Here is a 23,443-nt window from a genome sequence, read left to right on the forward strand (position 1 = left end):
ATATTTCGGCTGATTTTTTGCCCGCCAACAAATATCGGAAAATGGTTATTGAGAAAAGGTATCTCATCCTTTATCAGGTCAAAGAGCAGATTGTCTTTATAGATTGGATCATGGATTGCAGACAGGACTATAGATGGTTAATCCGGTAAAAGAAAATATATAGCCGATAGGTCACGCATCAAGTAATTGCGTGACCTATCGGCTATTTTTTCGCTTGAAAGTGTAAATTTACACCTAGTACCCTGTAAACACTAAAACTCGGCATTCAACAGGTTAAAATTCCGCATTGCTGCGTTGTCGTTATCCGCGATACTGCCTAGTATCGCTACTTCCTCCGCCTTGCACTTCGAAATTTTACCGCAGTTGTATGTTTTAGTTTTAGAATTTACAGGGTACTAGCTCTGGCACCAAATTCAAAACTGTCCGCGTCACCAGTTTCGTTTTTGTCCGCGTCACCAAGTTCAACTGAGTACCTAGTACAATTCTCAAACAATTTTGGGTTTGCGTGGTCCAATTTTGTGGTATAGATGACCTGTTAGAGCGTGCTTGAAAATTTTCCGCCCACTCTAAAATTTCCCACCCACTCAAAAATTATCAATTCATACCGACCCACCCCAATCCAATACAGAGGTGATCTTATGCCAATAGGCCATATTCGCGATCTTGAAGGAAAACCCATCATCAACCCGGAAGTCAAAGGCGCCGTCATGAAGGTTCCGGTTTCCAAAGAAGAAGGCTGGACGGACCATGTCATGCGTGTGTTTGAGATTGAAGGCCACGGCTACACGCCGCGCCACACCCATCCTTGGCCGCACATCAACTATGTGCTCGAGGGCTCCGGAACCCTGTTCCTCCACGACAAGGAAAATCCTATCGAGGCCGGCTCCTACGCCTATGTGCCGAGCGGTGAGCTCCACCAGTTCAAAAATCTGACGGACAAGCCGCTCAAGTTCATCTGTATTGTTCCAAATGAGGGCCACTACTAGTACCTGCCAGACACTTAAGCGCCTGATGCAGCTATCCACATCATTTTATATAAAACCCTTCGAGCTCCTACCGGAGCGCGAAGGGTTTCTACCTATAAAGGGGGCACCGCCATGGAACGGTATGGCATCATCGACCTCGGGTCCAACTCCGTGCGCATGAACATAGTCAACGTCTATAAGAACGGCTCCTACAGCCTGGTGGACCAGGCCAAGGTCATGGTCCGGCTCTCGGAGGGCTTAGCCGATGGCGGCACCCTCAAACCCGAGCCCATAACCAGAACCCTGAACGCCATCAAACTCTTCAACCAGCTCATCGAAGCCTATGGGGTCACCAAAGTCGTGGCGGTCGCCACTGCCGCGGTCCGGCAGGCCTCCAACGCTTCCGACTTCCTGGACGCAGCCCTACGCGAGCACCAAATGACTTTTGAGGTCATCAGCGGCCACGACGAGGCCTATTACGACTACCTGGGCGTCGTCAACACCATCGACCTCAGAGACTTCCTCATGATCGACACCGGCGGCGGCAGCACTGAGCTGGCCTGGGTTGTCAACCGGGAAATCAAGGAATCCGTCTCTCTACCCTTCGGCAGCGTCATCTTAACAGAGCGCTACCTCAGCGACGCAAACCGCCTCAAAGGCCTGGAAAAAGCAGAAAAATTCATCCGCAAGGCCTACAAGGAAGTCCCGTGGCTGAAGGAAGCCAAAGGCCTGCCGGTCGTCGGTCTGGGCGGCTCCCTCCGCAGCGTGGCCAAAGTCCACCGGGGCAAGGACCCCCTCTCCACCGTCAGCCTGCACAATTACAGAATGCCCGGCAGCGACCTTGCGAACTTACTCGCAGACATTGTCAAAACCCCGCCGGACAAAGTCGCCGACCTGCCCGGCATAGGCAAGGACCGCTCGGATATCATCGCCGGCGGCGTCCTGCCCCTGAAAGTCCTCGCGAACGTTATGGCCCTGGAGCTGTTTGTCGTCAGCGGCAACGGCCTCCGGGAAGGCTTGTTTTTCAGCCGCTACTTCAAAGAAAAGAATATGCCGATGGTCGTGCCCTCCGTCCTGGATCACAGCCTCGAAAACGTCCGCAAGCGCTTCAATGTGGACAATCCCCACACGGCTCACGTGCGAAAACTGACCCTGCGCCTGTTCGACGCCCTGAGGCTTCTCGGGCCGTACAGCGATGATGAACGCAGGCTCCTGGACGCCGCCAGCCATCTCCATGACATTGGGATGCACATTGAGTATTACAATCACCATCGGCATGGGTTTTATCTGGCTTTAAACGCAAGGCTTTGCGGCCTGACCAACGAGGAGATTGTCAAGGTCGCGTTTCTGGTAGGGCACCACCGGGAATCCAAGCTGAAGGAGGATCTGGACCGGTACCGGGGCGTTATGGGCAAAGAGACCATGGACCGCCTCAGACGGCTGGCTGTGCTGCTGCAGATCGCCGAGCGGATCGACCGGAGTGAGTCCCAGGTGGTGGATGACCTCGTGGTGACGCCCGGAAATGGCGAAGTGGTCATCCGGCTGGTGTCGGAGAAGGACACGGAACTCGAGTGCGTGGCGACCATGCGCATTGCGGAGGATTTTGAGAAGGCGTATGGCCTGAAGATGCGGGTGGTGCGGGAGTGAGTCTTTTAAAAAACACGCAAAAAAACTGATGGTGTCCAAATCTGACACCATCAGCATAAACTTTGAAATTCCTAAATCAATTTGAGCAGCAACTCCAGCCTGAGGCGAATGGAAGGGTCTTCGAGATCCACAGGCAGCAAGTCCTCGATTTCTTCCACGCGCTTTCTCACAGTATTGATGTGCAGGAACATTTTTTTGGCTGTGTTGCTGAAGTTCATGCGGCACTCCAGATAGGCTTTGAGGGTCTCGATCAGCTGGCCGGAGTCATCCTTGGCGCGCAGCTTGTTGAGGTCGCGCATCATGATCTCTATTTCATCCGCCTGCACGTCGATCCAAGCCAGAGCGCCCAGCTGTGAGTACCGGAAATACACGGTGTCAGGACTGATCAGCCTGCCCATATCCAGAGCCCTCAAACATCTACGGTAGTTTCTGTCCAGCTCGTGAATGATGCCCGGCAGATCCGAAACACCAAACTCGAACACGCCGCCTTCCATGTCAAGGACCAGGCGCTGGTTTAGCTTTTTGAGCTTGGCTTTCAACTCATTCAAATAGCTGCCTTCTTCGAGGTGCTCGGTGTTTCCGAGGAGAAGGAGACAGTGATGGTCATCCAGCAGAGCGGTCCTGCATTCCGAGCTGCTGAAGATGCCGCGGATGGAACTGCGGATCAGCTCGCGGTTCTGATGCAGTGAAACCTCATTGTTGTTTTGTCTGATCACAACAGTGTAATAGGCGGCGTCCGGATTGAGATTGAGTTCGGACGCATGGGAGCGGATTTCCTCAGGCCTTGACAAATTGCCTGAAACCAAGGCGTTGACAAAGCTTTCAAAGCCAATGTCGCCAATGCTCTGAGTCACGAGAATCTGTTCGTAAAGCTCCTGGAGAAGGAGATAGCCGGTTCGGAGGGCAAATTGGTCAAAGTAATCTATGAGTCCTGTGGCTTCCAATACAACAAAATATGCCTTGATCTTGTTTTCTACCGTGATAGGCACCGTGATCCAGCTGTAAGGGTTTTCGTATCTTGGGTCGAAAATGCGGTATCTCGCCATTTTCAAATTGTCGCACAGGGTTTCCTTGCTGAAATCAAAGGAGGGATTCCAGAAGTCCTCCGGTTTCATATCCTGAGAGATCGCTTTAAAGCGGTCCGAGCTATAATAGGCTTTGTCGTTGACCAGATTGTAGATCATGGTAGGGAAATCCATTTCGATTTCCATAGCAGTCAAAATCCGTTTGATTTTTCTGATGTGATAGGAAAGGTCGGAGAGGTTATTGAATTGAAGCTTTCCTATGTTGAACTGCTGTATATTTTTATTCATGACAATGACATTGAGCATATTCATGATTTCCATCCAGGGAACACCCTTCGGGATGCTCAACAGCGGCACATCATAATCGTTGCAGGCTTTAATCAAGTCTGGGGGGAACTCGTCGAGATACCTGCCCAGCTTGATGCCAACGCAGGAAATTCTTTGGAAGGTGCCCGATTCAATGTGAGGGGGAAGCAAATCAGGCTGCTGTTTAAAGACGTAGCCTGATGAAATCAGGAATTCTCTGCCACGTGTAAAGGCAAATCCATCCGGTGCGTCTAGTACGGCAACACCTTGTATGTGTTTGTGGACACCTTTGTGACCTGCGACCACTGTAAATTGGCTGAAGAAATCTTTTTCCAGAATTTCAGCGACAGAAACGCCCATGAATTCACCTTCCCTATAACAATCATATGCAAAAATATTGAAAATCTAAGTTCATTATAGCGTTTTCTGATGTGGCTTACAAATTGAATTCATAATAATTGTAGTATGATTGGGTAGAATTGGGCGATTTTAGGAGCAATTTAATCATTTTTGTGAAAATATTTTCTTTAGAAGGACTACTTTCACGAAATAATGTTTTTGTTTCACATTTCGTTTTCAAATCTAAATCTCTTTGCGATGTAAAAGAGGTTACAAAATGATAACTTAATATTCAGAAATTATAAATTATTTATCGGGAGGTTTGAACACGAACTATTTGAAATGGACAGCAACCTGCTGATGTGGATTGCCACATGGAAGGCTGTCCCCCTCGTACTCGTCCAGGAACTCATCTTCGCGAAAAAATCTTATTAAATGGAGGTTAATTATGAAAGAAACATTGGTAATTGCAAATAACCCAATAATGTGGATTTTGGCTCTGATTATTATTGCGAACGTTGTTGTTCAATGCTTTATTTTCTATCGACTGGCAAACAAGCACGTGAAGGAAACGTCCATTATAAGTTCAAAACAAGTCAAGGAAGCTTTTAAAATTGGTTTCATAGGAACTATTGGTCCGGCTTTCGCGGTCTTTGCAGTAGCGGTGGCTCTGATTGCGCAAATTGGCGGCCCTCTTACTTTAGCCAGGGTTGGTATTATAGGATCTGCTGCTTTTGAAATGATTGCAGCTGGAATTGGCAGTGGCGGTACTGCAGGAACACCGGATTTTGCGCCTAAAATGCTCTCTGCAGCAGCTTGGGTTATGACGTTAGGCGGCGCAGGATGGTTAATTGTTGTATTCTTTGCGACTAAACATATCGATAAGCTCCAAGTAACGGTCAAAAAAGCTAATCCACTCACAATTGCTTACATGTCTCTCTTTGCACCTTTTGTCATATTCTTCTCCCTGGCTTATAAAGAAGTCATCAATAAAGGTCTTTTGGCGAAAACATTCACTATTGCGCCTTTAGCAGCGTTGATTGCTGGTGCCTTATCCGTTGTTATTGTCAATAAAATTGTCTCAAAAGACAGTTCTAAAAAATGGCTTAAAGATTGGGCAATGGGCTTCGCGGTTGTTGCAGCTATGGTCGTAGGCACCATCTTAAGATAAGGGGGCAAATAATATGACAAATAATAATCAAAATCCAAAGCAATTTCATAAAGACGTTCACTTTTGGGGTCAGCTTACCATTGCAGTCGCATTCCTTTGCACCCTGTCGATTCCGCTCTATCTGACCTTTGTACTGGGCTATCGTCCAAACTCCGCGGATATCGTCAGCGGCATGATCTCCATAGCGGGCTTTGTTGGAATCGTCTGGTTTGTTGAACCTATTTCCTACTTCCCAACCTTAGGTCCGGCTGGAACCTATATGTCATTCCTTTCAGGCAACATTGGCAACATGCGACTTCCCGTAATTGTTGGTACTCAGGAGGCGCTTGGACTTGCCCCTGGATCAGAAGAAGCAGAAGTTGCCGGTATATTTGCCCTCATTTCATCCACGTTCACTAATTTAGCTGTTTTGGCAGTGGTTCTTGTAGCTGGCCAGGTTCTTATCAATGTCCTACCTCCAGCAATTGTGGCTTCATTTAACTTTGCTTTGCCTGGCATATTGGGTGCAATGCTCGTTATGATGGGTTCTAAGGTAAAAGTGCCAAACTTGGTCGCATTAGTTGCCATTGGAACTGCGGCCATGGTGACCGTACGCTTTTTGCCAAAATTCTTGCCTGCTAATATCGCAACACCAATATCCCTTGCGGATACAGGCCTTATTGCAGTATTTGGTATTCTTTACTCCGTCTTGATGGCAAAGAAAGATCATGCAAAACAAACTGCTTCACAAACATAAACTATTTATTGTATAGAACCTGTAAGTTTAAACCGCTGGACGACAGTCAATTTGGTTTAATTAAAAAGAACAATGACGTAAAAGCGCCGCGGGCTTCAGCAATGAAGCCTGCGGCCTTCATCTGAAGGAGGATCAAGATGTCAGACATGTTAAAGAAAGCACAGGAAATCGAATCTTATGTCATTGATATGCGCCGTTACTTCCACGAAAATCCAGAGCTCAGCTGCCAGGAATTCAAGACACAGGAAAAGATCATGGAAGAACTGGATGCTTTGGGCATCCCTTATGAAAAAGCAGGAAGCACGTCTTTGATCGCAAAAATCAATGCAGGAAAAGGCAGCAAAACAGTCGCGCTGCGTGCGGACACAGACGCACTTCCGGTTATTGAACAATCCGGAGTACCTTTTACATCGAAAAATCCAGGCGTCATGCATGCCTGCGGCCATGATGCCCATACAGCTATGCTGCTCGGCGCAGCGAAAATTCTCTCTGAAATGAAAGAAGAACTGCCGGGTGAAGTCAGACTCTTTTTCCAGGAAGGCGAGGAAATGTTCGCTGGCGCAAATAAGATCATTGCTGCAGGTGGCATGGAAGGCGTAGACGCAGTTTTCGGCATGCACGGCATGCCTGGCATGAAAACAGGTTACTATGATCTGACGCCAGGCTACAGAATGGCGGGCTGCGACACCATATACATCAAGTTTGAAGGGATATCCGGCCATGGCTCAGCACCGCATAAAGCGAAGGATACCATTCATCCTGCGTGTATGTTCGTCAATGACATTCAAGGTATTGTCACAAAAAATGTGGATCCGTTAGAGTCCGTTGTCCTTTCTGTCGGCAAGTTCGTCGGTGGCACCAAGGCGAATATCGTCGCAAAATACACTGAGCTGGACATTTCCATGCGTTACTTTGATCCAAAGGTCAGAGAAATTGTCCACGCGGGCATTCAACGACACGCGAAAGCGATTGCCGACATGTATGAGCTTCAAGTCGAGGTCAATATTGAGCCGAGCGCGGTTGCGCTGCGTAATGATGAAGTTGTGACCCAAATCGCAAGTGAAGCAGCTGAGAAAGTGTTCGGTTCGCAGCGTAATATCGAGACCAGGAAATTAATGGGCTCAGAGGACATGCCGTTTTACTTCCAGCACGCGCCAGGCGCCTTTGCATTGCTGGGCTACGAAAACGAAGCCAAAGACAGCATTTACTATCCTCATCATGAAAAATTCAAATTGGATGAAGACTATTTCAAATTTGGAACCGCCCTTCACGTCCAATTTGCAGTGGACTTCCTAAATAAATAAGATCGCGGACGCAGTGCCTTGATCTCTTGTACCACAAATAATAATTTCAGCAGCCTGCAGATTGAGTGATATAATCAATCTGCAGGCTCTTTTTGGAATGGTTATGCCTAGAAGCGCTGGAAACGGTTTGCTATTTCGCTTAGTAAGGAGGGCTCTACATGAAACTACTTAAACCTTATATCCTGGCAGCAGCCCTCGTCGCCGCTGCGTCGCAGATTGGCCTCAGCGTGCTGAACGCAGATTTCAGAATTTCTGCGGGCATTATCGTTTTGGCTTTGATTTTGAACTGGGATCAGCCGCTGAAGCCCATTCGACTTGGGATCATCTCCGGCCTTTCGGTTTATGCTTTAAGACTCTGCATTCATGCGCTGTCGTATGGGAGTATTCAAGAAGTCTGGCTCTCCTACCAATTTGAAATTCTGTTCTATCTGTTTTACGGCATAATCTATCAGGTGCTTAGCCGATGGTTAGGGAGCGACCACCTCAACCGCCTCGCCATAGTCCTGTTTATCAGCGACCTGGGCGCAAACCTGATCGAGATCTTCTCGAGAATTCTGTTCTCTTCTTCCCCCTATGACGCTGAAATCACTATAACCCTTTTATTTGTCGCACTGATTCGCTCGCTGATGATCTGGATTGTGCTGAACGGCCTTCGCTACTATAAGATCCTGCTCCTGAAAGAAGAGCACGAGGTCAGGTATGCCCGTCTGGTCTGGCTAACCGCCCAGCTGAAGTCGGAAATGTACTGGATGGAAAAGAACATGGAAGAGATTGAAAAGGTCATGACCAACGCCTATACCCTGTTTGAGGATATCAAGTTCGACCACCGACGTGAGGGATGGGGGGAAAAGGCGGTCACCATTGCCCGGGACGTCCATGAAATCAAGAAGGAATACGAACTGGCAGTCAGAGGAATCAAGGAGCTGACTGCGGATGCGGTCGTGGTTGGGGGGATGTCGTTTAAGGATATCTGCAAAATCCTCTATGATTCCATGGTGCGGGAAATAAGGGAGATGGCCTGCAGGATTGAGTTGGAGTTTGAATCGGGCGAAAGCTTCTATACGGTTAAACATTATTTTCTGATGTCGATTTTAAGAAATTTAATGATGAACAGTATTGATGCTATTGAAGCGGACACAAAAGAAGGTAAAATTAAAATGGTCCATGATGCGGATCAGGATCAGCATTATTTTATAGTGACGGATACGGGTCCTGGCATTGAGCCAGAAGATTTAGACCAGATCTTTACGCCAGGATTTTCAACCAAGATCAATTATGCCACCGGCCATATCAACAGGGGTTTGGGACTGAGCGTTGTCCAGAACATTGTGGAGAAAGAGCTTTGCGGCACCATAGAGGCGGAGTCCGTCAAGGGCAAAGGGACGACTTTTAGAATTACCATTCCAAAGGCGGTTTTGGAGGCGAGTCTATGAGAATTTACATTGTGGAAGATGACAATAATGTCATGAAGCATTTGAGTCATATTATAATTGATTGTGATCTGGGACAGATCGTGGGAACGGCTAATGACGGCGCTCAGGCTTATGATGAGATCCTGACCCTTAAGCCGGATCTGGTCCTGGTCGATTTGCTGATGCCTGGGAAAGACGGCATCACCTTGGTGCAAGAGGTGAAAAAAGTCACGGCCGGTGTCCAATTCGTCATGATTTCACAGGTCTCCTCCAAAGAAATGATAGGCAGGGCTTATCAGAGCGGCGTCGAGTATTATATCTCCAAGCCCATCAACGCCCTCGAAACCCAGAGCGTCATTCAAAAGGTCAAGGAGAAAATAAACCTCAGCAGAACTTTGAGCCAGATCCAGAATATATTTGCCGCCTCGTTGGAGCCGACATCTGAGGTTGTCCGGGACAACAAGGAAGAGGAAATCAAAAGAATTTTTCAGAAGATTGGGATTGTCGGTGAAGCGGGAAGTCAGGACATCTTCAATCTGGTTAAATATCTGCACGATAATGGTAAGAGTATGACGGATTTCACGGTGAAGGAAATCTGCGGCAAATTTACAGACCAGACCAAAAGTATGGAACAGAGAATCAGGCGGACGGCGACTATTGGGATGACTAATCTTGCGCACCTGGGGATTGAGGATTACATGAACGAGACCCTGAACGAGTTCGCAAACAGTCTCTACAGCTATGAGCAAATCAAAGTCGAGATGGATTACATAAGAGGAAAGAGCAAGAAGCGCGGCAAAGTGAATATTGGAAAATTTATTGACGGGCTCTTGTCCTACTGCAGCGTCAAAATATGATTTTTTACTGTCCTGAAGGTTACCAAACCGCGGGGCAGTTTTTTTGTTGGGGAAGAGGGTGTCTGAAGGTGGAAGAAGGGGTTTGAAAGAAGGGGTTGATAGGCGTTAGCCGCTGACACCTTTTTCCACCTCGCAGTTTCTTGTGGAAGTTACAAAAAAGTTAAACTAAATTTTCTGACTATTACGAAACCGTTTGAAACTTTCTGAAGGTCGTCGTTTAACATGAATTTAACAGATGAGCAGTCGACATAAATGAATAGTCTGAACACCCGAAGTATTGTCTTAGTCGCAAGTGTTTGAAATGAATCTTAAACAGAACGAATAGGAGTGGGTAAAATGGAAATGATGAATTTTGTTGTCGATGCAGTGAATAAGGTTTTATGGGATTACATATTGATAGTGGCATTATTCGGAGTTGGGATTTACATGACGGTGCGTCTGCGGTTCCCACAGTTTACAAGGCTGATGCCGGCACTGAAAAAAATGGTAACCGCGATTATCAAAAAAGAAAAAGCAGAGGAAGGCAAAATGTCACCGTTTCAGGCGCTGGCGACTTCTGTTGCAGCTCAGGTCGGCACCGGCAATATTGTAGGTGTAGCCACGGCAATTGCGGCAGGCGGACCGGGCGCAGCCTTCTGGATGCTGGTTTCAGCCTTCTTTGGAATGGCGACGATCTTCAGCGAAGCAGTCCTCTCTCAAAAGTACCGTGAAGAAAAGAACGGCGAATGGGTCGGCGGACCGGCGTATTACATAAAAAACGGCCTGAAGTCCAAGCCGCTGGCTATGTTCTTTGCAGTTTCCTGCATCATTGCTTTGGGCATTGTAGGTGTCATGGTACAGTCCAACTCGGTAGCTGGCTCCGTCAGCAGTGCCTTTGGAGTACCGGCTTTCGCGGTCGCTGGCGTCCTCGCAGTCGTTGTCGCTTTAATCCTCATGGGCGGCATGGGCAGAATCGCCTCCTTCGCTGAAACGGTCGTTCCTGCCATGGCGGGCCTCTACATTGTTGGCAGCTTGCTGATCATCCTTTTCAACCTTGAAAATTTATTGCCGGTCATCAAGATGATTGTTCTTGGCGCCTTCGCGCCTCAGGCGATTGGTGGCGGCGTTCTGGGCATCACTGTACAGCAAACGGTACGTTTTGGTCTGGCGCGCGGGCTCTTCTCCAATGAGGCTGGCATGGGCTCAACCCCTCACTCCCACGCGGTGGCAGACGCTAAACATCCTGCAGAGCAAGGCTTCACTGCCATGATTGGCGTTTTCATCTCCACCTTCCTGATTTGTCTGTCAACGGTTATGGTCAACTTGGCTTCCGGCTCCTATAATGTGGGTATATCCGCGGCGGAGATGACTGCTTCAGCAACCGTTATGACGCAGCTGGGCTTTGCCTCAGGGTTCGGCGTCTTTGGCGGCATGTTCCTTTCGACTTGCCTCTCCTTTTTCTCACTGACGACCATTGTAGGCTGGTATTTCTTCGCGGAGTCCAACGTCAAACTGGTTTTCAACTCCAAAGCACTGACACTGAACGTGTTTAAGGCAGTAGTCATTGGGGCCTTAGTTACAGGGACGCTCATTGACGCGACCTTTGTCTGGAAGCTGGCGGATCTGTTTATGGGCATCATGGCGCTTCCGAATATCATCGCCATACTATTGATGTCCAGAGAAGTCATTGAAATTCTGAATCATTATGACAGTACTCAAGAACAAGCTGAAGCGCGTCCTGTGTTCGAGGCAGAGATGGCAGCATAAGATGAAAAATGACAACAGGCAGGGAAATGGTTTAATAGACCATTTCCCTGCCTGTTTTATGTTTTGGCTCAATTTCGTTTTATGTTTTGGCTCGTTTTCATTTTATGTTTTGGCTCGTTTTCATTTTATGAATTGGCATATTTCCTTTTTGTGTTTTGGCGTGATTTAACTTTGCAATATGGCGTGTGTTGTCTTCCTTGTTAAAATTGCAAATTTTGGGTATCAGTCTTTTATGAGCCGCGAAAGCGCTCGAAACAGACATTCAAGTAAAGGGGAGGAGAGTCATGAAAAAAGTACTGGGGTTACTGCTGGTTTTACTGCTGCTTATGTCCCTCGCCACAGGCTGTACAGGAAAGGAAGAGCCGGCACCGGAGCCTGAAAACACCACACCGCTGGTCGTAGGCTATCAGGCCTTCAGCCAGAAATTCAGTCCGTTCTTTGCGACGACAGGCTATGATATGGATGCGGTTACTTTGACGCAAGTACAATTGCTCACCACGGACCGCGTTGGCGGCATTATTTATAATGCCATCGAAGGCGAAACCGTCAACTATGAAGGTACAGATCATGAATACAAAGGGGTCGCGGACATCAAAGTTGACTATGACGAAGCGGCCGACCTCACCACCTACTACATAAAAATCAGAGACGACGTCAAGTTCAGCGACGGTGAAGTCATGGACGCAGATGACATTATCTTCAGCCTCTATGTCTTGTCGGACCCAGCCTACACTGGCTCATCGACCGTCTATTCCTTCCCAATTCTCGGGATGGTCAATTACAGAGAGAACAACTCCAAGGCCGAAGAGCTGGCAGTCACACCTGAAGAGCTCGCAGCCGCCATGGAGAATCCAACTGAAGAAATGAAAACGTTCATGGCTGGATTCGTCAGCGATGTGCTTACTTCAGAGCTGGATTGGGTCAAAGGCATCTATGGGGATCCAAATTACGAAAAGTACACTAAGGATTACCCAGTCGCCAAAGACCTGTTCGCATTTTTCTATGGTATAGATGAAGCCTATGATTCCACTGCGGTAGCGGATGAGGCGACCGTTGTGGCAGATGTTATTGCCCAATACGGTCCCGACTGGAAAACCCTTGGCGCTAACTACGGCGGCAGTGAGAGCTATTTTGCTGCAGATATTGAGGGTGAAGTCAGCGGTATGGTTCTGAAAGACAAGCTGGCCGCTTCAGATGGCACCGAGGTTCCTAATATCGAAGGCATCAAAAAGCTAAGCCAGACAGAAGTGGAAGTTAAGTCAAAGGGCTTCGACGCCTCCGCGGTTTACAGCATTTGCGGCATCCAGGTCGCGCCGCTGCACTACTATGGTGACGTTGCCATGTACGACTACGACAACAACAAATTTGGCTTTACCCGCGGCGACCTCTCCGGCGTAGATGCCAAGACCACTATGCCGATGGGCGCTGGTCCTTACAAATTTATTGAATACAAAGATAAGGTCGTCTACTATGAAGCGAATGAAAACTACTATAAAGGCGCTCCAAAAACTAAATACCTCCAGTTAAAAGAAACGCTGGATGCAGAAATGATTGCAGGCGTGGGCACTGGCGTCATCGACGTTGCCAATCCATCCGGCACGAAGGCAAAATTTGAAGAGCTGAAGTCCTATAACAGCAATAAAGAAGTCAACGGTGATAAGATTGTTGCCAATTCGGTCGACAACCTGGGCTACGGCTACATTGGGATCAACTCCAAGACGGTCAACGTCAAGGGAGAGCCTGATTCTGAAGCCAGCAAAAACCTGAGAAAAGGCTTCGCGACTGTCTTTGCCGTCTATAGGGATGTCGCGATAGACAGCTACTACGGGGATGCGGCAGCCGTCATAAACTATCCAATTTCCAACACCTCTTGGGCAGCACCTCAGAAATCTGATCCTGGCTATGAGGTTGCTTACTCGAACACCGTAGAAGGTCAGCCAATTTACACAGAGGGTATGGTAGCGGAAGACAAGTATGCGAAAGCCCTCAGCGCAGCCAAGGATTTCTTTAAAGCTGCAGGCTATGTCTATGACGAAGCCTCCGGCAAGTTTACCGCTGCGCCGGAAGGCGCGAAGCTGGACTATGAGGTCATAGTCCCTGGCGACGGCACCGGCGAACACCCTGCCTTTGCGATTCTGACCGATACCAAAGCAGCCCTTGAAACGATTGGCATTACGCTGACCATCAATGACCCAGCGGACGCCAATCTCCTTTGGGACACCCTGGATGCCAACACTCATGAAATGTGGACGGCAGCCTGGGGCTCAACTATAGATCCTGACATGTATCAGGTCTATTTCAGCAAAAACGGCAAAGGTTTGGGCGGCACAGACAGCAATAGTTACAATATTGCGGATCCTGAGCTGGATGAGCTGATCATAGCTGCAAGAAAGAGCCCGGATCAGGAATTCAGAAAAGCGACCTATAAACAATGTCTGGATCTCATCCTCGACTGGGGCGTAGAAATTCCTACCTATCAGCGTCAAAACCTCGTCATCTTCAGTCCAGAGCGTGTCAGCATGGAGACCGTCACGCCGGACATCACCACTTATTGGGGTTGGATGAATGATCTTGAGCTGCTTCAAATGAAATAGCAGCGTAAGGCGCTGTAAGTAAATGGGAGGAAGAAGGGGTTGATAGGCACTAGCCGCTGACACCTTCTTCCCTTCTTCCTCCCTTTACCCAATCATCGCTCTTCCGACAGCGAAAAGAATGACCCAAAGAAGAAGTGGGGGTTCGCGATGCGCAGATATGTGCTGAAAAGACTTTTTATTTCAGTGATTTTATTATTTTTTGTTTCCCTGATCATTTACATGATTATGCGAAGCTTGCCGACGTCCTATGTGGAAGCCCAGGCGAGAACCCTGTCCATGAGGCCCGGAGCCAAGAGCTACACAGATTGGCTTCTCCAGCTTCAGCAGGCCTATGGACTCAACATTGGCCTTGTGCCGGGTTTTTTCAAGTGGATGTCGAATGCCATTACAGGGAATTTTGGCGATTCGTGGGTGTTCAATGTGCCGGTGACCCAGAAGTTCACAGATGTCATCTGGGACTCCTTTATCCTGGCCTCTATTGCCATGGTGCTCCAGATCATGATTTCCATTCCGCTGGGGATCCATGCCGCCAGGAAGCAATACAGCAGATCGGACTATGCAATCACAGTGTTCGCACTGCTTGGCATATCGCTTCCGACCTTTTTTTTCGCCACCGTCCTCAAACTGATCTTCTCAGTTTGGCTGGGGTGGTTTGACTTATACGGCAAAGTCGGCCGGGACTACATGCAGCTGGATGCCTTTGGCAAGTTCATGGATGTCTCCAGCCATTTTGTGCTGCCCATCATGACGCTGACGATCATTGGCGTCGGAAGCCTTATGAGGTACACCCGCACCAATATGCTGGAGGTTCTGAACGCTGATTTTATCCGGACCGCCAGAGCCAAGGGCCTTTCTGAGAGGCGGGTCATCAATTACCACGCCTTCAGGAATACGCTGATCCCCATTGTCACCATTTTGGGCGGATCCCTGCCAGGTCTGTTCGCCGGCGCGCTGATCACTGAGACGCTCTTCCAGATCCCGGGCATTGGCTACACCGGCTATCAAGCCATGGTCAGCGGGGACATCCCCTTCACCATGTTTTACATGATCTTTCTGGCTGTTCTAACGCTGCTTGGCACCCTGATCGCGGACATTCTGTACGCGGTTGTCGACCCAAGGGTCAGGATTAAATGAGGGAGGTGACCCTGAGACAATGATGGATCGTGAAGAAAGCATTCAGATCAAAGACAGACCCCATAAAAACCTTCATGAGGACAAGCCGCCGGAAGAGCACGTCAGCAGATCCAGCGCCCTGTCGGATGAGCAGCGGCTCAAGGTCCTGTCGCCGGGCATGCTGGTCATCAAGCGATTTTTGAGGAATAGACTCGCGATCATAGGCCTCATAATCATTGCGTTTATGTTTGTCTTTTCCTTCATTGGCGGACTGGTGTCCCCTTATGATGAATCCCAGGTTTTCAAATATATCGGGACCATGTCGAAGGAATACGCCAGTGTCACTTATAACGAAGAGTACAGGTATGTGATGGCCGATGGTCGCGATTACAACGCCGCCGCCCACGCCAAATTCATACTGGCAAGAAACACCGGGAAAACAACTTTTACTCACCAAGATACGGAATATGTCATTGTGGAGGAAGGCGACGCCTTTTACAGGATCGTGTCCTCTCAGCCTATTGCGGACATCACCAGCTTCAGAGGCATAGTCGCCATCAACGCGCTGGATGGCGAAGCCTTGACTGAATCATTACGCGCCTCAGCCACTGAGGCGATTCTGAGCGGCGCGACGCAGTTTACCTCTGAGGGTGTCCTATACACGGTCACACAGAACGGGAGAGAGTACGTGCTGGGCAGGACCGGGGATGCGGCTATAGAATCGAAGAATATATTGGAACCGGCAGTTGCGGGAACGACCATCGGCTACAGCTTTGCTTATGAGGCAGAGAAGGCGGTCAGGGCGGAGAATGTAAGCAGCTTCACCGTAGACGGTCAGACTTTTGAAATTGAAGAGGAAGAGAACCTTTCGGTGATCTACGCTGTGACGGACGGTGGAAAAACTCCTTATGCCATTTTTTCAAGAATGGCGATTCAGCCTATTTCACAGGATGTGTTTCTGAGCCTGGCGTTCAAAAAGCAGCTGATTGAGAGTGTCGCGGCTGGTGAAGCCGGTTTTGTTCAGGCGGATCAAGCCGGCGCAGAGATCGAGTACAGCCTGTCCAGACTGAACAACGTGTACACCGTTAAGTCGGATACGCTGACGCATTTGATTTCCATTCACGAGCAGCCATCCTGGACCCATTGGCTGGGGACGGACAAGCATGGTATGGACGTGATGACCCGGCTGATGTATGGCGGCCGCATCTCACTCACCATAGGTTTTATAGTCGTGCTGCTGGAGTCCGCGATTGGGGTAATCCTGGGCGGTCTGGCCGGTTATTTTGGCAAATGGGTGGATATGCTGATCATGAGGATTGTGGATGTGTTCAACTGTATTCCGTTTCTCCCGCTGCTGATTATCCTGGGTTCAATTATGGATACACTGGAAATAGATCCACAGCTCAGGATCTACTATCTCATGTTTATCCTGGGCATTATGAGCTGGCCGGGGATCGCGCGGATGGTCAGAGGGCAAATTTTGTCCCTTAGGGAGCAGGAATTCATGATCGCGGCAGAGGCCACAGGGCTGTCGGTTGGCAGACGGATTTTTAAGCATCTCGTGCCCAACGTGGTCCCGCAGCTGATCGTTTTCGCGACCATGGGACTGGGCAGTGTCATTCTCTACGAATCGACCCTGAGCTTTCTGGGACTCGGCGTCAAGTTTCCGCTGGCGTCCTGGGGCAACATCATCAGCGGTGTGACGACCGCTTATGAAATGACGAACTTTTGGTTTGTCTGGATACCCGCCGGTATGCTGATCCTCCTGACAGTGCTTGGGTTTAACTTTGTCGGGGACGGTCTCAGAGATGCCTTTGACCCTAAGATGAAACGGTAGGTGCGCTATGGAGCAAAAAAAGGGCTTAATTCAGAAGTGGTTTGGCAGGAAAAATGGCCGGGGCTCCGCTAAAAGCGTCAACTACATGAGCGCTAAGGAAATCAGGCAGATTTCGAGGGAGAACCGGAGAATTACGGACGAGTTTGAAAGGGTGAGGAACCGGGAAAATGTCCCGGAGTCTGAATATACGGCAGTCATGAAGGATCCGGGAAACATCCTGGAAATAGAGGATCTCAACACCTGGTTTTTCACTGACATTGGTACCGTCAAAGCCGTGGACGGGGTGACCTTCTCAGTACCCAGGGGCAAGACGGTGGGCGTCGTTGGAGAATCCGGCTGCGGCAAGTCGGTGACGGCGCTGTCCATCATGCAGCTGGTGCAGCGGCCTCAGGGACAGGTGGTCAAAGGTGAGCTTCGCTTTGCGACAGACGACCTGACGATTGATCTCGTCAGGATTCCAACAGAAAAAATGCAAAAAATTCGTGGCAATGAAATCTCGATGATCTTCCAGGAGCCCATGACCAGCCTCAATCCGGTTTTCAAGGTCGGCATGCAGATCGATGAGGTCATAGCCCTTCACAATGAAGGCATGAAGAGCGAAGAAGTTAAGGCCAGGACTATTGAAATGATCAAGCTTGTGGGCATTGCCAATGCGGAGGGTGTCTATGACATGTACCCCCATGAGTTGTCTGGAGGTATGCGTCAGCGCGCCATGATCGCCATGGCACTGGCCTGTACGCCAAAGCTGATCATAGCGGATGAGCCGACCACAGCCCTGGACGTGACCATTCAGGCGCAGATCATGGATCTGCTCAGGCAGCTGAAGGAACGGATCAACAGCAGCATCATGCTGATTACCCACGATCTGGGGGTCATTGCCGAAATGGCGGACTATGTGGTGGTTATGTATGCGGGCCGAATTGTAGAGCAGGGGACGGCGGCAGAGGTCTTTCACCACCCGTCGCACCCATATACTGTGGGGCTCATGGCCAGCAGACCGAGCCGGATCAGGAGCGCTGAGCAGCTTTACAGCATTCCGGGCTCGGTGCCGAATCCTATTGATATGCCGAATTACTGCTATTTCAGGGATCGCTGCAATAGGGCGTTTGAGGCGTGCAACGGGGACTATCCGCCTACATTTTCAATATCCGGGACACACAGTGCTGCCTGCTACCATTATTCTGCTGTAAGCGAGGTGGGAAAATGATTGATGATAAACGGATGAAGGAAGACCGATTCGAAAGGCGACCATCTGAGGTTTCGTTAACGGAGGCTTCATTATTGGAAGTGAAAAACCTCAAGACTTATTTTCCCATCTCAAGCGGGTTGTTTTCAAAGGTTAAGGGCTACGTTAAAGCGGTGGATGACGTCAGTTTTTCTATCCAAAGAGGCACGACCATGGGGTTGGTGGGGGAGTCGGGGTGTGGTAAGACGACCATCGGCAAAACCATCCTTAGGCTGACGGAGATTACGAGCGGGTCGGTGACTTTTGACGGGATTGACATTCACGCGCTGGACCGAAGGGCGCTGAGGGCGCTGAGGCCGAGGATCCAGATCATTTTTCAGGATCCTTATTCGAGCCTGTCGCCGCGGATGCCAGTGGGCGAAATTATTGGAGAGGCGGTTCGGGAGAAGCGGCTGGTGGCGCCGGAGAAGTTTGATGATTATATCACCGGCATTATGAAGGACTGCGGGCTGCAGGAGTACCACAAGGACCGGTATCCCCATGAGTTTTCAGGGGGGCAGCGGCAGCGGATCTGCATTGCGCGGGCTCTGGCGCTGAATCCGGAATTTATTGTCTGCGACGAGCCGGTGTCGGCCCTGGATGTGTCGATTCAGGCGCAGATCATCAACTTGCTGAAGGCGCTGCAGGCCAAATACGGGCTGACTTATCTGTTCATTTCCCATGACCTTTCGGTGGTTGAGCACATTTCGGATACGGTGGGGGTCATGTATCTGGGAAATCTGGTGGAGTACGCGGACAAGGCATCCATTTTTGACAATCCGCTGCACCCCTATACTATGGCGCTGTTTAGCGCGATACCTGTGCCGGATCCGGACGTGAAGACCAATCGCATCATTTTGGAGGGAAGCATCCCGTCGCCGGCAAATCCCCCTGAGGGCTGCAAATTTCATACACGCTGCAGCTACTGCATGGAGATCTGTAAGTTGGAAGTCCCTCAAATGCAGACTATAGGGGCGGGCCATCAGGTGGCGTGCCATTTGTATAAGGATGGGAGGCGAATAGGATGAGGCTGTGGGAGGACGTCGAGATTCCCGTAAGAGAGGCGGAGGAACGCCCAGGGGTATATACGGCCGGTTCGGGACTTGACATGAGCCGCCGGGAAGCTGCGGAGCTGACGCGGTCTGCACTGGCTGCAGGTTTGGCTGTGGGATTCGCGTTTATCTTTGGTTTTTTTCTCTTCATTTTGTTCGCGACAAAGGTTTGGTTTAATTAGGTTGAAATGAGGTGGGCACAGTATGAAACTGGAGAACAGAGAGTTTAACTATGAGGTCATAGATGAAATTAAAACGCGCTGGTCACCGAGGGCCTTTGATCCGGAGCGCACCGTGCCGGAGGAAGACCTGATGGGCATGCTGGAAGCGGCGCGTTACGCGCCTTCCTGCTTTAATGAGCAGCCCTGGCGCATAATTGTGGGCCGACGGGGTGATTCGAATTTTGAAAGGATCAAAGCGGCTTTAACGGACTCGAATAGAGAGTGGGCATCGAGTGCGTCCGTCCTTATGATGATCCTCTCAGTGCAAAACTTTGAATATAATCAGAAGCCCAACCGCTGGCATTTGTTTGACGCAGGCACGGCTTGGGGATACCTTAGCCTTGAGGCGGAGCGAAGAGGGCTGATCACCCATGCCATGGCGGGCTATAGCCGGGATCAGATTCGTGAGGCTTTTGGCGTTCCGGAGGAGCTCAGCATCATTGCGGCGGTGGCCGTGGGTTACTATGGCGACAAAGAGGCGCTCAGTCCTAAAAATTTTGATAAAGAGAAGCCATCCCCAAGAAAATCTATTCAGGAGATCCTGTATCAAAGCCGAATGGAAGATTGAATGTGGTTTTGTGACACGAAATGATGGAAAGATTGCTCCGTTGGAAGAGGGCGATGGAAGGGGGGGGCAGATACCGCCATCCAACCTCCGAGCGAATAAGAATAAGAGGTGGCTGCATGACGCATCATAAAATTGAGGACTCAGCCAGAGTGATAGGGGCTGTAACTCTGGGTGAAGGGGTTTACGTTGCGCAGGGCACTATCTTGAGATCTGAGGAGGATTCGGTGAGCCTCGGAAATCAAAGCATGGTCCTTGAAAATTCGGTTGTGATTGGAACCTCCGCGTATCCGGTGGTCGTTGGAAGCAAAACCATCTTTGGGCACAAGTGTATTGTCCTTGGGGCTGAGATTGGGGATCTATGCGAAATTGGCAATGGGACTATTTTTCTTCCGGGATCGAAGGTGGGTGACTATTGTATCTTTGGTGAAGGCACAGTAGTCGCGCCAGGGAAAGTGATCCCGGAAGAATCCGTGGTAGTCGGGCGGCCGGGGCGCGTCATCAGAAAACTGACAGAACAGGACAAAGCCATGATCTCGAGAATGCGGGGGAATGATGTGACCTTAGCGCCTGTTGCCCGGCATAAGCTTCAAATAGAACCGAGAGAGAGTGATCTTATGGGGAAACTTTACCCGTTTGGCAGCAAAGTGCCATTTGTCGATGAAAGCGCATTTATTTTCGATACCGCAGAGATTACAGGAGATGTAGTCGTTGGAGCAAACTCAAAGATTGCCTCCGGTGTGCGGATCATAGGCAATACCCATGGCCCAGTCAGGATTGGAAACAATGTCCAGATTCTTGAAAATTCGGTGCTGCATCTCCTGCCTGACAATGCGCTGATTATTGAGGACAACGTGACGATTGGTCCGGGCTGTATTGTGCATGGCTGTTCTATAGGCGCCGGATCCGTGATTGAAGCGGGGGCCATTGTGTGTGACTACAGCGTTCTGGGGCGCAATACCCTGGTGAAGTGCGGCAGTCTGGTCAAGCAGCGCAGTGTCGTGGAAGATCATCAGATCATGGAAGGGTTTCCGGCTAAGGTTGTCGGGGTTAATACGGATATTATGAAGTTTCCGGATTGGGCGATTCGGGAGTAGTACCTGGAGTAATTGGTATAATATTTGAGATGGACACAAAAAGCGCCAGTCCCGAGAGACTGACGCTTTTTGTCTATACGGATCATTTAATTTTCGCCGAGTTTCAGTGGATTAATCTTCCACGCCAATCATGACGTTGGAAGCTTTGATAATCGCGAAAGCTTCTTTGCCGACTTCCAGTCCCAGCTCTTTGACGGAATCAATGGTGATGATAGAAGTGACAAGCTGTCCGCCTGCAAGCTCAATAGTGACTTTGGAATTGACTGCACCTTCTTTGATGTCGACGATTTTGCCTTTGAGTTGGTTTCTTGCGCTCATTCTCATTGATTTTCTCTCCTTTTTATTTGGGGCTGTTTGTTAGGGCTATACTTTGACAATACGTCTTTGAATTAACTGCTGAAGAAGAACGCCGGCGACAAAGCCCGCACCCATGTTGGAAATGCCAATTGCGGCAGTTACCAGCATAATGATATAATTCTCCCTTTCCTGACTGGCACCTCTGGTGCTTAAGGTCAACTCCAATCCTGCGAAAAAGAGAAGAACACCTAAAATGGATTTTGGCAAGGCTTCAAGCAATAAAATGATCGATGTGCTGAAGAAGAGGGATAGTATGACAAGAATACCTCCGAGGATGACCATGGCGCCGCCTGTTTTGGCACCGAATCTGGTATGACCCGCCAGTCCGCCCGCGCCATGGCAGACTGGGACACCACCTAAAATAGGTGAAATAAGATTGATAATGCCATGGGAGATTGCGATTTTTCGCTCTGAAACCGGTCTGGCTGGAAACAACCGGTTGTTTTCAGAGGTTAGCGCGACGATTGCGTTTCCGAGGGTCAGCGGCATTTGTGGGAGGGCGAGCAACAGTGTGCCTGAGAGGATGTCATTCCAGGAGAGTGAGGTTAAAGTCACGGCCGGTGTTTTGAATTCCGGGATCATCAGGCTGAAATTAATGATGGCTGGCTGCTGGAAGGCGGCAATGACACATCCGAGGATTAAGACGACAAAGATAGACGGAAATTTATCCATTTTATTCAAGATCAAAATTAGTGCCAAACTGACTAGACCAATTACTAAATTTGTTTTTATCATGCGGACTGCTTCCAGCATAAACGCAATGCCGAGGCCCAGCATTATGCCTTGAAGCACCGGCTTTGTAATGATTTTGGCGATCCATTTCATGGAACCGCTGACACCGAGGAGCAACCAGATGATGCCGGTCGCAATCCCGGCGCCCCAAATCACCTGGGGTGATATGGCGCCTCCGCTGGCGATGGCCGCGCCGCCGATTGCTTTCATAGGTTGGATTGGCATTGGCGTTTTGTAAAAAAGACCGGCTCCAATCATCAGGATGCCAAAAGAAAACAACACGCCCACAGGATTCAGCCCAACTATTGAAACGTATCCTATAACATAGGGAATAAAGACGCCCAGATCGCCAAAAGCGCCGGCCCATTCGTTTAAGTTGTATTTGTTTTTGTTTTTGTTTCTGTCAGATGTCATAAAACCACCTTTCAGCAAATTGGGGAGGATGCGCTGATTATAAATTATGCTATGTTTATACCCAATGAGAAACTGCTTATCTATGAAAATGTGGTTTGCCCGTGTGATATAATTTTGTGATATCTTATTTGGATGACTGGACTATATTGGATAAGTAGTACCTGGGATGTGGAGGTCGGAGATGGAAAGTTTAAACATTACTACTGTGAAATTTATGTCTGAAATGAAAGCAGTGCCTCAAAAGGCCTGCCCACACTGCGGCAAGCAGGGGCGACCGGTAGGGGGCGTTACGGTGAAGCATCTGGTAGAGGCAGTGCATCAAGACAAGGTAGATGCTGGAGATGCTTACTTCATATGCATGGAGGAGGCGTGTGACGTAGTCTATTATGAGGCTTCAGGTGACTTAAGATTTTTAAAGCATGAGGTTAGCGTTCCCGTATGGTTCAAGAAAGACGCAGATCCCAAATACGCCTGCTATTGCAGTCGTGTTACTGTGGAAGACGTCATTCATGCGGTCGTTGATCATGGCGCAAGTACGGTAAAAGACGTGAATCAGCTGACAGGCGCCATGAAGAACGCCAACTGCAAATTGAGCAATCCCCTAGGCGTATGCTGTCATTCGGTGATTCAGGAGGCCATCGACCAAGGGAAGGCCATGAAGGGCAATGTGGGCGACGGGGGAAACTCGGTGTCAGACACTGAGTTTCAGGGTCGATAGGCGCAGCTGC

General features: G+C 49.3%; 20 protein-coding genes. 17 read left to right on the forward strand and 3 right to left on the reverse strand.

Going from position 1 to position 23,443, the window contains the following annotated elements; translation table 11 throughout:
• The first annotated feature begins 638 nt into the window (after window positions 1–638).
• Both OEL90_RS08830 and OEL90_RS08835 read left to right on the forward strand, forming a co-directional pair.
• Entirely contained in the window at window positions 639–986 is a 348-nt protein-coding gene (locus OEL90_RS08830) for a cupin domain-containing protein (RefSeq protein ID WP_291401523.1), read from the forward strand.
• Window positions 987–1,097: 111 nt separating this feature from the next.
• A complete protein-coding gene (locus tag OEL90_RS08835; protein WP_291401524.1) occupies window positions 1,098–2,612 on the forward strand; it encodes a Ppx/GppA phosphatase family protein in 1,515 nt (504 codons plus the stop codon).
• Between the two features lie 71 nt (window positions 2,613–2,683).
• On the opposite strand, the gene OEL90_RS08840 is transcribed toward OEL90_RS08835, so the two are convergent.
• Window positions 2,684–4,303 carry a PucR family transcriptional regulator gene (locus tag OEL90_RS08840; protein WP_291401526.1) on the reverse strand — a complete coding sequence of 540 codons (1,620 nt, stop codon included), beginning with the start codon at window positions 4,301–4,303 and terminating at the stop codon, window positions 2,684–2,686.
• A gap of 427 nt (window positions 4,304–4,730) precedes the next feature.
• On the opposite strand from OEL90_RS08840, the gene OEL90_RS08845 reads away from it, so the two are divergent.
• The 14 genes from OEL90_RS08845 to OEL90_RS08910 all read left to right on the forward strand — a co-directional run bounded on the left by OEL90_RS08845 (window position 4,731) and on the right by OEL90_RS08910 (window position 21,212).
• Complete coding sequence (locus tag OEL90_RS08845; protein ID WP_291401527.1) at window positions 4,731–5,453, forward strand: DUF5058 family protein; 723 nt, start codon at window positions 4,731–4,733, stop codon at window positions 5,451–5,453.
• Window positions 5,454–5,466: 13 nt separating this feature from the next.
• Window positions 5,467–6,189: a hypothetical protein gene (locus OEL90_RS08850; protein ID WP_291401529.1), complete on the forward strand. Its 723-nt coding sequence runs from the start codon at window positions 5,467–5,469 to the stop codon at window positions 6,187–6,189.
• A gap of 137 nt (window positions 6,190–6,326) precedes the next feature.
• Window positions 6,327–7,493, forward strand: coding sequence for an amidohydrolase (locus OEL90_RS08855; RefSeq protein ID WP_291401530.1), 1,167 nt, complete (start codon window positions 6,327–6,329; stop codon window positions 7,491–7,493).
• A 158-nt stretch (window positions 7,494–7,651) separates the two neighbouring features.
• The gene (locus OEL90_RS08860; protein WP_291401532.1) at window positions 7,652–8,926 is read left to right on the forward strand and encodes a sensor histidine kinase; all 1,275 of its coding nucleotides are present in this window, start codon (window positions 7,652–7,654) and stop codon (window positions 8,924–8,926) included.
• Window positions 8,923–9,762, forward strand: coding sequence for a DNA-binding domain-containing protein (locus OEL90_RS08865; protein WP_291401534.1), 840 nt, complete (start codon window positions 8,923–8,925; stop codon window positions 9,760–9,762). The genes OEL90_RS08860 and OEL90_RS08865 overlap by 4 nt, the downstream gene beginning before the upstream one ends.
• Before the next feature lie 336 nt (window positions 9,763–10,098).
• Entirely contained in the window at window positions 10,099–11,508 is a 1,410-nt protein-coding gene (locus OEL90_RS08870; protein WP_291401536.1) for an alanine/glycine:cation symporter family protein, read from the forward strand.
• 284 nt (window positions 11,509–11,792) lie between these two features.
• Window positions 11,793–14,102 carry an ABC transporter substrate-binding protein gene (locus OEL90_RS08875; RefSeq protein ID WP_291401538.1) on the forward strand — a complete coding sequence of 770 codons (2,310 nt, stop codon included), beginning with the start codon at window positions 11,793–11,795 and terminating at the stop codon, window positions 14,100–14,102.
• A gap of 147 nt (window positions 14,103–14,249) precedes the next feature.
• Entirely contained in the window at window positions 14,250–15,236 is a 987-nt protein-coding gene (locus OEL90_RS08880; protein ID WP_291401540.1) for an ABC transporter permease, read from the forward strand.
• Between the two features lie 19 nt (window positions 15,237–15,255).
• Entirely contained in the window at window positions 15,256–17,052 is a 1,797-nt protein-coding gene (locus tag OEL90_RS08885; RefSeq protein ID WP_291401542.1) for an ABC transporter permease, read from the forward strand.
• Window positions 17,053–17,248: 196 nt separating this feature from the next.
• Window positions 17,249–18,259 carry an ABC transporter ATP-binding protein gene (locus tag OEL90_RS08890; protein ID WP_414635020.1) on the forward strand — a complete coding sequence of 337 codons (1,011 nt, stop codon included), beginning with the start codon at window positions 17,249–17,251 and terminating at the stop codon, window positions 18,257–18,259.
• 14 nt (window positions 18,260–18,273) lie between these two features.
• Window positions 18,274–19,305, forward strand: a complete 1,032-nt coding sequence (locus OEL90_RS08895) for an ABC transporter ATP-binding protein (protein ID WP_291401885.1) — start codon at window positions 18,274–18,276, stop codon at window positions 19,303–19,305.
• A complete protein-coding gene (locus OEL90_RS08900; protein ID WP_291401544.1) occupies window positions 19,302–19,511 on the forward strand; it encodes a hypothetical protein in 210 nt (69 codons plus the stop codon). The genes OEL90_RS08895 and OEL90_RS08900 overlap by 4 nt, the downstream gene beginning before the upstream one ends.
• Window positions 19,512–19,533: 22 nt before the next feature.
• On the forward strand, window positions 19,534–20,118 hold the full coding sequence (locus tag OEL90_RS08905) for a nitroreductase family protein (RefSeq protein ID WP_291401546.1): 585 nt from the start codon (window positions 19,534–19,536) through the stop codon (window positions 20,116–20,118).
• A 116-nt stretch (window positions 20,119–20,234) separates the two neighbouring features.
• Window positions 20,235–21,212 carry a gamma carbonic anhydrase family protein gene (locus OEL90_RS08910; protein WP_291401548.1) on the forward strand — a complete coding sequence of 326 codons (978 nt, stop codon included), beginning with the start codon at window positions 20,235–20,237 and terminating at the stop codon, window positions 21,210–21,212.
• Between the two features lie 111 nt (window positions 21,213–21,323).
• Here OEL90_RS08910 and OEL90_RS08915 read toward each other — a convergent pair whose 3' ends face one another.
• Together OEL90_RS08915 and OEL90_RS08920 are read right to left on the reverse strand one after the other, a co-directional pair.
• Complete coding sequence (locus OEL90_RS08915; RefSeq protein WP_291401550.1) at window positions 21,324–21,536, reverse strand: TOBE domain-containing protein; 213 nt, start codon at window positions 21,534–21,536, stop codon at window positions 21,324–21,326.
• A gap of 39 nt (window positions 21,537–21,575) precedes the next feature.
• Window positions 21,576–22,715 carry a putative sulfate/molybdate transporter gene (locus tag OEL90_RS08920; RefSeq protein ID WP_291401552.1) on the reverse strand — a complete coding sequence of 380 codons (1,140 nt, stop codon included), beginning with the start codon at window positions 22,713–22,715 and terminating at the stop codon, window positions 21,576–21,578.
• Between the two features lie 214 nt (window positions 22,716–22,929).
• On the opposite strand from OEL90_RS08920, the gene OEL90_RS08925 reads away from it, so the two are divergent.
• A complete protein-coding gene (locus OEL90_RS08925; protein WP_307730940.1) occupies window positions 22,930–23,433 on the forward strand; it encodes a Csac_0668 family 2Fe-2S cluster-binding (seleno)protein in 504 nt (167 codons plus the stop codon).
• Window positions 23,434–23,443: the final 10 nt, after the last annotated feature.

Source organism: Acidaminobacter sp. (assembly GCF_030247605.1).
In the GTDB taxonomy this organism is placed as follows: Bacteria; Bacillota; Clostridia; order Peptostreptococcales; family Acidaminobacteraceae; genus Acidaminobacter.

Coding starts and splice junctions, on each gene's coding strand:
- OEL90_RS08895 (WP_291401885.1), top strand. CDS start 18,274: ATGAAGGAAGACCGATTCGAAAGGCGACCATCTGAGGTTTCGTTAACG.
- OEL90_RS08900 (WP_291401544.1), top strand. CDS start 19,302: ATGAGGCTGTGGGAGGACGTCGAGATTCCCGTAAGAGAGGCGGAGGAA.
- OEL90_RS08890 (WP_414635020.1), top strand. CDS start 17,249: ATGAAGGATCCGGGAAACATCCTGGAAATAGAGGATCTCAACACCTGG.
- OEL90_RS08925 (WP_307730940.1), top strand. CDS start 22,930: ATGTCTGAAATGAAAGCAGTGCCTCAAAAGGCCTGCCCACACTGCGGC.
- OEL90_RS08855 (WP_291401530.1), top strand. CDS start 6,327: ATGTCAGACATGTTAAAGAAAGCACAGGAAATCGAATCTTATGTCATT.
- OEL90_RS08845 (WP_291401527.1), top strand. CDS start 4,731: ATGAAAGAAACATTGGTAATTGCAAATAACCCAATAATGTGGATTTTG.
- OEL90_RS08885 (WP_291401542.1), top strand. CDS start 15,256: ATGATGGATCGTGAAGAAAGCATTCAGATCAAAGACAGACCCCATAAA.
- OEL90_RS08865 (WP_291401534.1), top strand. CDS start 8,923: ATGAGAATTTACATTGTGGAAGATGACAATAATGTCATGAAGCATTTG.
- OEL90_RS08910 (WP_291401548.1), top strand. CDS start 20,235: ATGACGCATCATAAAATTGAGGACTCAGCCAGAGTGATAGGGGCTGTA.
- OEL90_RS08920 (WP_291401552.1), bottom strand. CDS start 22,715: ATGACATCTGACAGAAACAAAAACAAAAACAAATACAACTTAAACGAA.
- OEL90_RS08880 (WP_291401540.1), top strand. CDS start 14,250: ATGCGCAGATATGTGCTGAAAAGACTTTTTATTTCAGTGATTTTATTA.
- OEL90_RS08905 (WP_291401546.1), top strand. CDS start 19,534: ATGAAACTGGAGAACAGAGAGTTTAACTATGAGGTCATAGATGAAATT.
- OEL90_RS08830 (WP_291401523.1), top strand. CDS start 639: ATGCCAATAGGCCATATTCGCGATCTTGAAGGAAAACCCATCATCAAC.
- OEL90_RS08870 (WP_291401536.1), top strand. CDS start 10,099: ATGGAAATGATGAATTTTGTTGTCGATGCAGTGAATAAGGTTTTATGG.
- OEL90_RS08860 (WP_291401532.1), top strand. CDS start 7,652: ATGAAACTACTTAAACCTTATATCCTGGCAGCAGCCCTCGTCGCCGCT.
- OEL90_RS08915 (WP_291401550.1), bottom strand. CDS start 21,536: ATGAGAATGAGCGCAAGAAACCAACTCAAAGGCAAAATCGTCGACATC.
- OEL90_RS08875 (WP_291401538.1), top strand. CDS start 11,793: ATGAAAAAAGTACTGGGGTTACTGCTGGTTTTACTGCTGCTTATGTCC.
- OEL90_RS08835 (WP_291401524.1), top strand. CDS start 1,098: ATGGAACGGTATGGCATCATCGACCTCGGGTCCAACTCCGTGCGCATG.
- OEL90_RS08850 (WP_291401529.1), top strand. CDS start 5,467: ATGACAAATAATAATCAAAATCCAAAGCAATTTCATAAAGACGTTCAC.
- OEL90_RS08840 (WP_291401526.1), bottom strand. CDS start 4,303: ATGGGCGTTTCTGTCGCTGAAATTCTGGAAAAAGATTTCTTCAGCCAA.